Origin of the sequence: Thermogemmatispora sp. (assembly GCF_042408735.1) — a bacterium.
Classification (GTDB): Bacteria; Chloroflexota; Ktedonobacteria; order Ktedonobacterales; family Ktedonobacteraceae; genus Thermogemmatispora.
Window position 1 is genome coordinate 20,556 of sequence record NZ_JBHOQV010000056.1, and the last position, 13,517, is coordinate 34,072.

Consider the following 13,517-nt stretch of genomic DNA (forward strand, 5'->3'; position numbering starts at 1 on the left):
TCAGCAAGTGCGTTATAGGCCAGAGGGGCTTTCTAACCTGAAAAGAGAAAGAGCAGAACGGCCAGCTTGGAGGTAAGCATCATTTTACCGGAGCGAGGCAACGGATCAGGAGTCATAGGATGAAGGGGATCGAAGGACTCACGCTTGGGCGCTATGAGCTACGCCGCCGCATTGCCCAGGGAGGCATGGCCGAAGTGTACGTGGCCTACGACCGCCGTGTCAAACGGCAGGTCGCTATCAAGGTCCTATACGGACGGGACGAATCGTTTATCCGCCGTTTCGAGAGGGAGGCGCTGGCGGTTGGCGCCCTATCCCACGATCACATTTTACCACTCTACGACTTTGGAGAGCAGAGTCCCTGGTATTATCTTGTCATGCCCTATGTTGAGGGGGGAACGCTGCGCGACTATTTACACCGGCGCAAGCGACTGACTCTGGAAGAGGCCGCCAGCTTTCTTGACCAGATCGCCTCGGCCCTGCAGTACGCTCACGACCATGGCGTACTCCACCGCGACGTCAAGCCCTCGAACATTCTGCTGCGGCCTGACGGCTACGCCTACCTTGCCGATTTCGGCCTGGCAAAGGCTATCATGGGAGCGGAGTCGCTCACCAGCGACGGCACGATCGTGGGCACACCTGAATATATGGCGCCGGAGCAGTCCAACGGCATCAGCGATTACCGCAGCGATATCTACTCGCTGGGCGTCGTGCTCTTCCAGATGCTGACAGGGCGCGTGCCGTTCACGGCGGAGTCGCCGGTCGCCATTTTTTTGCGTCATATTCAGACGCCCCCACCCTCGCCGCGTGAGTTCAATAGCGAGATTCCGCCCGCCGTCGAAGAGGTGATCTTCAAGGCGCTGGCCAAAGACCCGAACGAGCGTTTCCAGGAGGCACAAGAGCTGGCCCTCGCCTACTGGCGAGCTTTGCAGCAGGAGCGCGGGCGCAGCAGCCGGCCTCGGCCCGGCACCCTGGCCCTGCGAGAGTCGGGGGCCTCCGTCGCTACGCCGGTCAACGATGACTCGACCGTGATCGCCGAGGAAAACCAGACCGAGGCAAGGCCCAGTCCCTCCCGCCTGGCCGAACAGGAGACCTTTATCGTTCCCGACGAGGAGCGGGAAATGGTGCGTCCTCCGGCCACCCCTCAGCTTTTCCCTCTTACGGACCTGCCGGAACCCCCAGAGGACGATAGCCAGCTCGAGCCAGGTCCCCACGGGAACGCCTCAGCAGCTCCTCCTCCCCAGGAGGTTGTCGCCAGCGAGAGCACGCTCCTCGCCGCAAGCGCCACGATCAGGCGCCTGCCGAACCGACGCTTCCGCCTGCTCTCCCTTGTTGCAGCTTGCTTGCTCTTAGCCTTGCTGCTTGTTCCCCTCATGACCCTTTGGCGCAGCTCACCCTCGGCTGGCAAAGGGGCCGGCTCCGGCAGTGCCACGCTAAACCCTCAGCAGATCCAGGCCACCCAGACCGCCATCGCTCAGGCCAACGCGATGGCCACTCAGTTGGCACGCTCGCGCGCCCAGGCCACCGCCGGCATCTCTTCCTCAGTCGGAGCGGGGAACCTGCTCTACCAGTACGACCTGAAAAGTCCCGGCGGCGGTTGGGCTAGCTCTGGGAGTCAGTGCTTTTTCTCCTCCCAGGGTTACCACGTGCAGACCCTGGGTCCCCACGAAGCGGCCTGGTGCTTTTCCAGCCAGGAGCATATGACCGATGCCGTAATCAAGGTTCAGGCGCGTCTGCTGCGCGGCGATTTCTGCGGCGTGGTCTTTCGCCTCGATCCGACCACCCCAAGCTTTTATGTCTTTGAAATCAATAGCCAGGGCCAGTATCGCTTCGTGCGCGCCACGGGTACCAATCCTCAGGCCTGGCTGACGCTGATCGATTGGACCCACTCGAATGCTATCCAGACGGGCTACAACGTTCCCAATATGCTCATGGTCCTGGCTCACGGCTCCTCTTTCCGCTTTTACATCAATAACCAGCTTGTCATCAACAGCTTCACTGACTCGGCCTACAGCGAGGGTCTGATTGGCTTGCTCGTGGGAGGCGATAGCAACAACGGCAGCGAGGCCATCTTCAGCGACATCTGGGTCTTCGCCTACCAGAGCTAGCCACGCCTCAGCCACGCTCACCGACTCCCGTCCTGGCTCGGCTCCGCTCGGCTCGCCTCCGCTCCGCGCTGCGAGCCTCACCCGGCTTAGGCCGGTCCGGCGGCTAGCGCTCCCCCCAGGCCACCAGCCTGCCCGGGTGGAAGGAAAACCTTCCGCCCGGTGTTACAATACGATGAGGATGCTATCCGTTCAACTATGGAAGGGGCTTCCAGGAGGATCACTTTTTTTATGAGCTTGGACCTGACTGCCTCAGCCGGGTACTCGTCGAATGGCAAATCTCCAGCGAAAACGCATATCGTCTATCTGGAGCTCGGCTCAAATTTGGGAGACCGACGGGCAAATCTGGCCGCAGCACTCCAACGATTGCGGGAGGTTGTTGAGATCAGCAGGGTCTCCTCGGTTTACGAGACCGAGCCGGTGGGGTACACTGAGCAGCCCCGCTTTTTTAATATGGTCTGCGTCGGACGCACTGCCCTCTCCGCTGAGCAGTTGCTGGCCTATGCCAAAGCCATTGAGACTGCCCTGGGACGCCGTCCAACCGTGCGCAACGGGCCGCGACCCATAGATATCGATATCCTTCTCTACGATAATCTGCAGATGCAGGCAGAACATCTGACTATTCCTCACCCCAGAATGGCCGAGCGAGCCTTTGTGCTGGTACCGCTGGCCGAGATCGCCCCCGAGCTGATCGATCCGAACAGCGGGCGTCGTATCAGCGAACTGCGGGATTCCGTGCCCCAGGATGGCGTTAAAAAGCTGGCCGAGAGCCTGCGCGTCCCCCTGGAGCACGACATTCAAAACAGCAAACCGGCCGTCCATGTACGCCTGGGACGGGTGGGGGTAGCGGGACTGCAGAAGGCTATTCTGATTGGTAACGATGAGCGGGCTCAGTGGTTTCAGATCGCTTTCGACCTTTACGCCGATCTCGATCCTGTCCGGGCGGGCGTGCACATGTCGCGCTTTAGCGAGGCGCTGGAAGAGGTCCTGGATGAGACCAGCCTGACAACCTGGCCCCGGGTCGAGCTGCTGGCCGAGCATCTGGCCCGCCGGATTGTCGAGCGCCAACAGGTGTTACGGGCTGAGGCGCACCTGCGTACGGCCTATCCCCTTCAGAAATGGACTCCCATCTCGGGACGGCCAACTCAGGAAGTCTACGGCTTGCTGGCCCAGGCTGTGGCCACAGGGAAAGGAGCGCGTCGCCTGATAGGCGTCGAGGTCGAGGGCATGGTGGCCTGCCCCTGCGCCCAGGATATGGTGCACTCCTTCGCCCGCGTCCGCCTGCGCGAGGAAGGCTTCCCGGAGGAGACCATCGAGAAAATGCTCGATGTCACACCGCTGGCCACTCACAACCAGCGTGGAAGAGCGGTGCTGATGATCGGCTCCGAGGAGCTGATCGACGCTCAAGAGCTGATCAGCATCGCAGAGAATGCCATGAGTTCGGAGAACTATGCCCTGCTGAAACGGCCCGATGAGCTGTATGTGGTCAATAAGGCCCATGCTAATCCGCGCTTCGTGGAGGATGTTGTCCGCGAGATGCTGCGGGCCGTTGTCGAGCGTTATGAGTATCTCCCTCCCGATACCTTTGTCTGGGCCAGCCAACGCAACGAGGAGACCATCCACAAATATGATGTGGTGGCCGAGGGATGGGGCACGCTAGCTGAGCTGCGAGCAGAGATCTGCGAGCAGGCCACTGTGAGCCACCATACGACGCGGGAGGAATGGCTCAGGAGGATCGAGTAGCTCTCGCCGATCGACTATCCCCCTGGCCAGGCTTCCCACCAGCCACCAGGGGCTTCGCAAAGCACCCAGAGACAGCAGGAAGAACGGCCAGACCCTCCTGTACTCTGGCTAGCCAGCCAGCCCGGTGAGTACCGGGCTGGCTTCATTCCTCCCCCCACCGTGGCATACCCTCCTCAGAGCACAGGCCCCTTGCTCCGGCAGGCCCCAATTGGTTGAGGTTTCTTTTCCCTTCAGCCAGCCCCTTAACAACTTCTCTCCAACGTGTTATAATGCCGTTACAATAGAGCGCGCAATGAATCCGCATCAGTCTGAGAGGGTCTGTCTCTCCCTTGGCTGCAGACAAGACGGAGGTCCTGTAAGAGTCACTGTGGAACAACTGCTTCTGAACCCAGGCAAATTGGCACGGACGGCGGTCGACGTGGCATCTGATAAAAAGGCGTCAGATGTCGTCCTGCTCGACCTTCAGGGCCTGAGCAGTATCGCCGACTACTTTGTCATTTGTAGCGGGAGCAACGAGCGCCAGATCCAGGCCATCGCCGATGCCCTGGAAGAGGAGCTGGAGAAGCAGGGCGCTAGCTTGCTCCATCAAGAGGGCGACGCCTCGACAGGCTGGGTCCTCTTGGATTTCGGCGCCGTAATCGTCCATATCTTCGGGCCAAGAGAGCGGGAGTACTACCGGCTCGAACGCTTGTGGAGCGAGGCAAAAACGGTAGTCTACCTGCAATAGCAGACTCTACTCTAGAAAAGGTGGTCAACGATGACATTTCTGCGCAACCGCATGTTCCTCGAGGGGGCAGCCTTCGGCGGCATCTGCGGCTTCATCATCGGCTCGGTAATCGCTTTTACGCTCGGTGAAAGCAGCGTTGAGGCTCTGCGGAAGCTGCTGCACCGACGGCGCACTATCCCGTTTGAATACCTGTATCAGTGATTTTAAGAGCGTAGTGCCAGCGCCAGCGCGCTACGGCAGACGCAGAAAGGGGGCAAAGCCTGCTACGCCTCCGGTCAGTTGGGTCTTGCTTGCTGTCTGCCTCGTCAGGCTTCGCCCATCCGGAAGGCTGGCTCTGGCCCGTTACCTGCCCGTCTACGGCCTTTGAAAGGTCTACTGATACTCAGCTCTTCTTCTCTATAGTAAGCTAAGCAAAGCAGAGAAAGCATAAACGAGGAAGGATAGTAGTAGGGAGGTCCATGTGCGGTATACGGTAGTCTTACTCGCTCTTGCTTTTTTTCTTTTTTTGTCCGCTGTGACGGCGAAAGGAGGTGAGGCTGCCGCCGTGCATGGCTGCGCCTCCCCCGTCCCTCTCCCCATATCGGGCGCTCAACCCCCACCGCTGCGCTCTCAGGCGATTGTGCTGAATGAGGTCCTCACCCGGCCCGCCAGCGCCTGGAACTGCTCTTCCGCCGGCACACCTACCCTCAATCGCGACGCCTGGGTCGAGCTTTATAACCCCCTCGATCAGCCCATCGATCTCTACGCGGTCCACGCCGCCCTCGATACCGGTCCTCAGACTACCCTCTTTCTGCTGCCGCTCTCCTCAGCCTTACCCGCCCACGGCTTTCTGGTGGTCTTCCCGGATTCGCAACTCTTTTTCCCTAATGGTCCTTTTACGCTTCGGCTACTCTTTAACGGCTCAGCAGTGATTGATGCAGTCAATGTACCCCAATTAAATATCGATGAGTCTTTCGCCCGCACAAGCGATGGAGCCGCAGTCTGGCATTCAACCACCGATCCCACACCTGGCGCCAGCAACGCTCCGGTCCCCCAGCCATCCCCTCAAGCCACGCCCAGGGCAACCGCAACGGCCCCCACAAGCGCCTCCCCAGGACGAACCAGCGCTGGAGAGACCGTCTCAGCTACGCCAGCCTCAGCCAACGCCGGCACTCAGCCAGACTGGAACGCCTTGCGCTTGCCATCCCCTTCACCGGCGACGGCGAACATGGCTTCCAGTCAGAGCGCTTCCGACCATTCGTCGCTCTCTTCTTTCCCTTCTTCGTCCACCAGTCCCCAGACGGAAGGGGACTCAACCAGCGGGCCTGGTCCGCTGCGGCTGGCACTCCTGATTGGCCTGGCCCTTGCTCTTGCTGCTAGCTGCCTCTGGTGCTGGCGTCTCTTTCGCTCACCTCCCCACGGAGGATAGGCGCTTCGCTCAGCGTGCAGGAGGGGGGCCGCCCACAGGATGATCAGGACTAGCCTCTCGCTGGGCCTCCCTTCCAGTTCGCTCAGCAAGGTGATATCATTCTCTCTGAAGGGAAGAAGGAGCTGGCGAATGTGGCTCCTCCTTCCAACGGCCTTGATTTAATATGGGCCGAGAGCAAGCAAGGAGCTTGAACGAACAGAAGCGAGCGAGCAAACAGGCAAAGGCGCAGCAGAGCAGCGGCGCCAGAGGAAGAAGGGCCAGGCTTATGAGCATTACAGAGTTGCCAGCAACCAGCGCCAGGGAAACGGTTGCCCCACCTTTCGAGCGTCTCTCGGAGGAGCGCAAGGCCAGAGTGGTGAGCGAGCTGAGCGCTTTACTGGGAGAGCGCTATGTGCTCCACGAGCCCTACGATTTGATGCTCTATGAGTATGATGCCTCCATCGACCGGAGCCGGCCAGATATTGTGGTCCTTCCCTCTTCTACTGAGGAGGTAGCCGGGATAGTCAAGATTGCCGCCCGCCACCGCGTTCCGGTTGTTCCACGCGGCGCCGGAACGGGCTTAAGCGGCGGCGCGATCCCCCTTTATGGAGGCATTGTCATCGCCTTCGCGCGGATGAACCGTATCCTGGAGGTCGACTACGACAATATGCGGGCCGTGGTACAGCCAGGCCTGGTTAACCTGCACCTGAGCAACGCGCTGAATCCGCGCGGCTTCTACTATGTGCCCGATCCGAGCAGCCAGCGCTCGTGCACGATCGGCGGGAACGTGGGCGAGAACGCCGGCGGCCCCCATACGCTGCTGTATGGAGTAACCACTAACCATGTTCTGGGCCTCGAAATCGTGACTGCCGATGGCGAGGTCGTCGAAGTGGGCGGCTGGACAGCCGATCGGCCAGGGTACGATCTGACGGGCCTGATCACAGGCTCCGAGGGTACTCTGTGTGTGGTGACTAAGATCATCACGCGCATCGTCCATCTGCCAGAGCAGGTCAAGACCATGCTGGCGGTCTTCAACAGCATGGACGATGCTTCGAATACGGTTTCAGAAATCATCGCGAGCGGAATGATCCCCGCCGCCATCGAGATGATGGACCAGATGATTCTGCAGGCCGTGGAGGCGGATATGCATGCCGGCTACCCGCTGGATGCCGCCGCGGTCCTGCTACTGGAGGCGGAGGGCCTGCGCGAGGAGGTGGAGGAGCAGACCGCCCGCATCGTGGCGATCTGCGAGCGCAATCATGCACGCTCGGTACGTATTGCGGCCAACGAGACGGAACGTCAGTTGTTGTGGGCAGGGCGCAAGAACGCCTTCGGAGCCGTGGGCCGCATCAGCCCCGAGTTCTATGTACAGGATGGGGTTGTACCCCGTACTAAGCTGCCCTATGTGCTGCGCCGTGTGAGTGAGATCTGCGCCCACTATGGCTTGCGCGTGGGCAACGTCTTTCATGCCGGCGACGGCAATCTCCATCCACTGATCCTGTTCGATTCGCAGGTGCCCGGCGAGGTCGAGCGAGTACGCCAGGCTGGCCATGAGATTTTAACGGTCTGCGCCGAGGTCGGTGGGTCGATCACTGGTGAGCATGGCGTGGGCGTCGAGAAGCAGGAGGAAATGGCCCTGATTTTCAGCGCCGTCGATCTCCGTGTGATGCAGCAGGTTCGCGAGGCATGGAATCCGGAGCAACTCTTTAACCCCGGCAAGCTTTTCCCACGCCCAGGACGCTGCGCGGAGATCAAACAGCTCTGAGGAAGGCAGTCCCTCTGCGACGAGCGCCGCCAGCCTCAAGAGGCATCTTCGGCGCCCCGGGTGCCCTCTCGCCTGCCCGTCGCGCCGCAATGCTCGCTCTCGCCCGGCTAGCTTGCCACTCGCGCTTTGTCTTCTTTAGCAAGCAAGCAGTGTTAGGACAGAGACGGGAGCGGGAAAAGGCTGGTACGCAGGCTGGGTGAGCAGCCCTATCCTCCAGGCTCAGCTTTGCCCATCCTGGCCCTGCCGCTCTTCAGTCGCGGCAGAGGTGCCTGGGGGACTGGCCGGTAGCTCTCCCTCGGCGCTGCTGAGCAGCGAACGGGCTAGCGTGCGCATGTGCCCCAGGATCAGCTCGCAGTGATGCACCGCCTGCTGCAGGCAGGCCCGCACGCTCATAGAGGCAATCTGAGCCAGTCCTCCCGGCGCCAGGGCAAAAGCCAGGGGCTCACCAAGCGCTTCATCAGGAAGCCTGTCAAGAATGCTATGGACTTCCTTTAGCCAACGCTGATAGCGGGCTACCAGCGCCGGCAGGGTCCCCGTGGCACAAAACTCGGCCAGGCTCGGAGAAGGGTGCGGCTTCTTGCCAACTTGTCCGACAATCCAGAATTCTCCAACTTCGACCAGATAGGTGGCTAGCATGAAGAGGGAGTAGCTTTCAGGTGTCGGGAAGGGATGGTCAAGTAGTGCCGCTGGAACCTGTTGTAGCAGTTGAAGCACTTCCTGCGCAATACGATCAAACTCGCTGGAAAATTGCCGGGCCTCGTTCGTCATAGTTTTCATTATAAACGCTCCTGGCCTCGGAGGCTAGCAAACCAGGCAAGGTAATGGAGGGCAAGAAGAGAAGGGCAGCCCGTTGGCCTGCCTCTGCCCCTTTGCTGGTTCCTCTGCCGGTCTGGCTCGTTCGCCCTCCTGCAGGCCGAGGACCACGGCAGGGAAGAAAGGACAGGCGCAATAACTATGCTATAATGTCGACGACGGTGCCGTGTGGAGCCAGCCGGTGAGTCTGTCGTTTGAGCCTGTGCGGTCTGACGCCTGGCGATCTCACAGCGCAGCAACGGCTTCGGCGCTAACCATTCATTCTGGAGGAGCAGAGCCTGATGGGTGACTTCGCCAGCTTCATTGCCGCCCTGCAAGAGCAGATCCCCGAGACAGCCGTCCTTCTTGATTCTGCAACACTGCAGCGCTATGCGGTAGATGAGATGCAGCCTCGGGCTGTGATTATTCCGGCGACCGTGGAGGAGGCGGCGCGCGCTGTGGCCCTGGCTCATCGCTATCGGGTGAGCCTCTTGCCACGCGGTGGCGGGACCCATCTCGGACTGGGCGGCCTTCCCGCCAGCCTTGAGGCTGTTATCGAGCTGACCCGCCTGTCACGCTTGCTAGAGCACGAGGCGGCTGATTTGACTTGCCAGACTGAGGCAGGGATTACGCTGGCCGCCCTCCAGCGTCAACTGGCCACTCGCGGCCAGCGTCTGGCCCTGGACCCTCCCCATGCGGAGCAGGCTACGATCGGGGGTATCCTGGCAACTAATGCCAGCGGCCCTCGCCGCTTTCGCTATGGAACCGCGCGCGATCTGGTTATCGGGTTGCGGACGATCCAGGCCGATGGCGAAATCGCCCGCAGCGGGGGACGGGTGGTGAAAAACGTGGCTGGCTACGACCTGAATAAGCTCTATGTCGGTTCGCTGGGAACGCTGGCGATCATTGTGGAGGCGAATTTCAAGCTCCATCCTCTGCCCAGCGCGGAACGAACGTTGCTGCTTACTTTCCCGGCAGTGACTGATGCGATGCGCCTGGTGAGCGCGGTGCTCGGCTCTGTTCTGACCCCAACAGCTATTGAGCTGCTGGATGGAGGCGCTGCCAGAGCCATTGCGGCCCGCTCCGGCCTGGCATTGCCAGTCAATGGTTATACACTGGCTTTCGACTTCGAAGGGGGCCTCAGCGCTATTCGCCGCCAGATGGATGAAACCCGTCTGATGGCTCGCCAGTACGGCGCGCTGATGGGGGAGGATCTTGAGGGAAGCGAGCAAGAGGCGTTCTGGGAGGCAGTCCGTGCCCAGACGAGTGGTGAGTTAACTTGCAAGGCCACGATGTTGGTTACTTCGATCGCCGGTTACCTGCAGTTTGCTGAGCAGCTTTGTCGGCGCTTCAATCTGGAGATGGCGGCGGTGGCCCACGCGGGAAGCGGAATCGTTTATCTTGAGCTGCGCCCCGTGGAGGTAAGCAGCGAGCTGCTGGAGATGCTCAGGCTCTTGCGACAACAGGCTCAGGAGGGCAAGGGCAGTCTGGTCGTCGAACGCGGCCCCACCGCTTTAAAGCGTCAGTTCGATGTCTGGGGGCCGGTCGGTTCTGATTTTCCGCTGATGCAGCGGTTGAAGCAGCATCTGGATCCGAGCGGGGTCTTTGTGAAGGGTCGTTTTGTGGGAGGTCTGTAGCTATTCGTGAAGGCGATGTCTTATGGAGCCTACGATAGAGCGCGAGTGATCGTGACGGCTCAGGCGGAGTTCCTTGAGCCTGCCCTGGCTGAACTGCAGTTGCTCTGCGGCGAGCTGAAGCTGGAAGAGGAGTTGGCCCCCGGCATTGCCTTGTGCGCTGTTTCCGATATGAGGAGGTTGCTGCGCCAGGCAATGGAGCATAGGCCCATCTTTGCGCGCCATTTGGCGCCCGCCCAGGCTGTGGTCGAGCTGAGCGGCACCATAGACGAGGATTGCGCCCGCCTTGCCGTTGCTCTAGCTGCTTTGCCAGAGTTTGCCTGGCTCAGGCCAGGCGAACACTTTGCTGTCCAAGCCCGTCTGCTGCCACCAGGGCCACATCAGTCGGTTCGCCCTCTCTTCTATACCAGCGGCCAGCTCAATCAGAAACTGGCCAGCGCAATTAGCGAGGAAACGGGAGCGCGCGAGTTTGTTCGTAAGCCGCACGTTGTGCTGTCGATAGCGTTGACCGCTGAGCGGGGCTTTGTGGGGATCTCGCTGGCAGAGGAGAACCTGAGCTCCTGGCCAGGCGGCGAGCGTCACTTCGCTCGTTTGCCTGAGCAGATCAGTCGCTCAGAGTTGAAGCTGCTTGAGGCGCTGGAGGTCTTTCATTTGACGTTACCAGAGGAGGGAGAGGCTCTGGACCTGGGGGCCGCTCCTGGCGGCTGGACACGTATCCTGCTCCAGGCGGGTCTTCACGTGGTAGCGGTTGACCCGGCGGCTCTTGCGCCCGCTCTGCAGGAGCTGCCGCCCTCCCGTCTTGAGCACCGACGCTGCCCGGCTGAGGTCTATCTTGCCGCGGTGACCCCGCGCCAGGCGCGGCGCTTCGCCGTTATTACCAACGATATGCGCATGGATGCCCGCGATGCGGCTCGCCTGCTGGTACGAGCTGCAGAGCTGCTTAGGGAGGACGGCTTTGTTCTGAGCGTTCTCAAGTTGCCGCACGCCACGAAGCGCATTCAGCCGCTACCCGTTCTACGTGAGGCGCTTGGGATTTTGCAGGGGACATATGCCATCGTGCAGGCTCGCCAGCTTTTTCACAATCGCCAGGAAGTCACTGTTGTAGCCGCTTCTCCTCGTCAGGGTCAAGGCAGGCCCTTCTCAGCTCGTCGCCTGGGCGAGCGGGAGCGCAGGCGCTGATTCGACTTGCTCCGGCCAGGCCAGGTCAGGCCATCGGCCACGTGAGCTGAATGAAGGGTCGGCAGACAGACAAGACAGGTAGTGTGGAGCAGAGGAGCGATTAGATGGACGGGGCAGACTGCGAGCAGCCAGGCCGTCCCAGCCAGGGAGAAGGCTCTCATGGTGACGCTCACTCGCTTGACCGATCGAACGCTCCTCTGCGAGCAAGACTACTCTGGGAGGTAGAGATGTCCAGTCACTCCACGGCGCTGGAAACGATGCTGCCCATTACCGCGCCTGGCGAAGGGCCGCTTCGCCGCCACACACACACTTACCAATTAATGCGCCAGTGCATACACTGCGGCTTTTGTTTGCCAACTTGCCCTACGTATGCCCTGCTCGGCGTTGAGATGGACTCGCCGCGTGGGCGCATCTACCAGATGCAGGCGGTGGCAGAGGGGCGGATTGCTATCAGCCCAGAGTTCATTGAGCATATGTACTGCTGTCTGGGCTGCCGCGCCTGCGAGACCGCCTGCCCCTCGGGGGTGCAGTTCGGGAAGTTGATCGAGGCAGCGCGCGAGCAGATTCAGCTTGAGATCGAGCGGATGGAGCAGGCTCCGACAAGCCAGCCCCCTGGTGGTTCCTCTGCAGCGGCTCTGGAGTCAGGCACTACACGATTGCTACGCCGGGCTTTCTTCGATTTTCTTTTGCCCTCGCGCTTGCTGCTCACGCTTTTCTTTACAACTCTCAAGGTTTATCAGCGCAGCGGCCTTCAGTCCCTGGTCCATGCCACCGGCCTGCTGGATCTGGTCAATGCCCTGCCGACTCCCTTCCGCGGTCAACTGAAGACTCCCGAGGCCCTGATGGCGACTGCACGAGGGGATCTTTTCCCTCGCCCTCTACCCGAGGTGACACCGGCTCTGGGAGAGCGTCGCTATCGTGTCGGCTTTATCAGTGGCTGTATTATGGATCAGGTATTTCGTGATGTGAATGAGGCCACGATTCGCGTGCTGGCAGCCAATGGCTGTGAGGTTATTACTCCTCCTCAGCAGCGTTGCTGCGGCGCCTTGCATGTTCACGCCGGTGAGGCACGGCGTGGGCGCGAGCTGGCTCGCTACAATATCGATGTCTTCGAGTCCTATCACTGCGACGCGATCATCATTAATTCGGCAGGCTGCGGCTCCAACCTCAAGGAATATGGTCACCTTCTGGCAGATGACCCTCTCTATGCTGAGCGTGCCGCCGCCTTCAGCGCTAAAGTGAAGGACATCAGCGAGTTTCTGGCCTCGATCGATCTCAATCGGGAGATGGGCGAGGTGCCTCTGACGGTTACCTATCATGACGCCTGCCACCTGATCCACGGCCAAAAAATCAAGCAGCAGCCACGGCGCCTACTGCAAAGCATCCCTGGTCTGCGACTGGTAGAGCTAAAGGAGGCTGATTGGTGCTGTGGAAGCGCGGGTATCTACAATATCACGAATCAGGAGCTGGCCGGCAAGCTACTAGAGAGAAAGATGCAGCATGTCGCCGCGACAGGCGCTCAGGCAGTTGTTACCGGCAATCCAGGTTGCATGATGCAGATTGCCCTTGGCATCCGCGAGCGGGGTTTAAAGATGCAGGTTCTGCATCCGGTCGAGCTACTCGATCGGGCGTATCGAGCCGCTGGCCTTTACCGTCAACCCGCCGCTGCCGCAGTAGCGCATCGACGGCGACAGCGTCAGCGTGCTCTGCTAGTTGGCATGGGAGCGGGTGCCGGGGCGGTCATTGGTTTCTGGTTGGCGCGTCGCTCACGCTGATCGCTCCCACCGTTGCTCCGTTGCCAGCCGGGGCGACACTCTCTGCAACTGAAAGCCAGTGTTCTCCTGCCAGGTCCTCTGCAGGGAGACGTCCGCGAAAAGCGAGAAGGAGAGCCTGCTCGTCAGAGCGACCAGCAGGTTCTCCTTCTCGTTTAGGAACTCAAAAAATAACAGATGCCGAAGAACGCTTAACAACTGGGCAATTCTTGCCTCAATTTTGCCGAGAGGAGCCGCAGACAGTGTAACGTGGCAGAGGCGAGGTTGCAAAGGGAGCACAAGCCGTTCGGTCATTAGGGCCGGTCAGCTGCACCTGTTACCAGGTGTCCACCTCCGGTCTATCAACCAGGTCGTCTTCCTGGGACCTTATCTGTCCTGTTGGGACAGGACAGCGGGAAGCGCCTCTTGGGGTCGGC

The 13,517-nt window shown here is 60.6% G+C and carries 10 protein-coding genes and 1 rRNA gene; 9 read left to right on the forward strand and 2 right to left on the reverse strand.

What is annotated here, in order from left to right:
- Positions 1 to 119 precede the first annotated feature (119 nt).
- The 6 genes from ACFMO7_RS04135 to ACFMO7_RS04160 all read left to right on the forward strand — a co-directional run bounded on the left by ACFMO7_RS04135 (position 120) and on the right by ACFMO7_RS04160 (position 7,724).
- A complete protein-coding gene (locus tag ACFMO7_RS04135) occupies positions 120 to 2,105 on the forward strand; it encodes a protein kinase (RefSeq protein WP_376794266.1) in 1,986 nt (661 codons plus the stop codon).
- 228 nt (positions 2,106 to 2,333) lie between these two features.
- Complete coding sequence (gene mptA, locus ACFMO7_RS04140) at positions 2,334 to 3,845, forward strand: GTP cyclohydrolase MptA (RefSeq protein ID WP_376794267.1); 1,512 nt, start codon at positions 2,334 to 2,336, stop codon at positions 3,843 to 3,845.
- 376 nt (positions 3,846 to 4,221) lie between these two features.
- Positions 4,222 to 4,572, forward strand: coding sequence for a ribosome silencing factor (gene rsfS, locus ACFMO7_RS04145; protein WP_376794274.1), 351 nt, complete (start codon positions 4,222 to 4,224; stop codon positions 4,570 to 4,572).
- 30 nt (positions 4,573 to 4,602) lie between these two features.
- Complete coding sequence (locus ACFMO7_RS04150; RefSeq protein ID WP_376794268.1) at positions 4,603 to 4,773, forward strand: hypothetical protein; 171 nt, start codon at positions 4,603 to 4,605, stop codon at positions 4,771 to 4,773.
- Between the two features lie 259 nt (positions 4,774 to 5,032).
- Positions 5,033 to 5,980 (forward strand): hypothetical protein, encoded by a 948-nt coding sequence (locus ACFMO7_RS04155; protein ID WP_376794269.1) that lies wholly within the window; start codon positions 5,033 to 5,035, stop codon positions 5,978 to 5,980.
- Positions 5,981 to 6,245: 265 nt separating this feature from the next.
- The gene (locus tag ACFMO7_RS04160) at positions 6,246 to 7,724 is read left to right on the forward strand and encodes an FAD-linked oxidase C-terminal domain-containing protein (RefSeq protein WP_376794270.1); all 1,479 of its coding nucleotides are present in this window, start codon (positions 6,246 to 6,248) and stop codon (positions 7,722 to 7,724) included.
- Between the two features lie 219 nt (positions 7,725 to 7,943).
- Here ACFMO7_RS04160 and ACFMO7_RS04165 read toward each other — a convergent pair whose 3' ends face one another.
- Positions 7,944 to 8,501: a DinB family protein gene (locus tag ACFMO7_RS04165; RefSeq protein ID WP_376794271.1), complete on the reverse strand. Its 558-nt coding sequence runs from the start codon at positions 8,499 to 8,501 to the stop codon at positions 7,944 to 7,946.
- A 317-nt stretch (positions 8,502 to 8,818) separates the two neighbouring features.
- Here ACFMO7_RS04165 and ACFMO7_RS04170 point away from each other — a divergent pair, with 317 nt between their 5' ends.
- The 3 genes from ACFMO7_RS04170 to ACFMO7_RS04180 all read left to right on the forward strand — a co-directional run bounded on the left by ACFMO7_RS04170 (position 8,819) and on the right by ACFMO7_RS04180 (position 13,104).
- Complete coding sequence (locus tag ACFMO7_RS04170) at positions 8,819 to 10,153, forward strand: FAD-binding oxidoreductase (RefSeq protein ID WP_376794272.1); 1,335 nt, start codon at positions 8,819 to 8,821, stop codon at positions 10,151 to 10,153.
- A 15-nt stretch (positions 10,154 to 10,168) separates the two neighbouring features.
- Positions 10,169 to 11,329: an SAM-dependent methyltransferase gene (locus ACFMO7_RS04175; protein ID WP_376794275.1), complete on the forward strand. Its 1,161-nt coding sequence runs from the start codon at positions 10,169 to 10,171 to the stop codon at positions 11,327 to 11,329.
- 227 nt (positions 11,330 to 11,556) lie between these two features.
- The gene (locus ACFMO7_RS04180; RefSeq protein ID WP_376794273.1) at positions 11,557 to 13,104 is read left to right on the forward strand and encodes a (Fe-S)-binding protein; all 1,548 of its coding nucleotides are present in this window, start codon (positions 11,557 to 11,559) and stop codon (positions 13,102 to 13,104) included.
- A 270-nt stretch (positions 13,105 to 13,374) separates the two neighbouring features.
- On the opposite strand, the gene ACFMO7_RS04185 is transcribed toward ACFMO7_RS04180, so the two are convergent.
- Positions 13,375 to 13,517, reverse strand: a 23S ribosomal RNA gene (locus ACFMO7_RS04185); the annotation flags it as partial.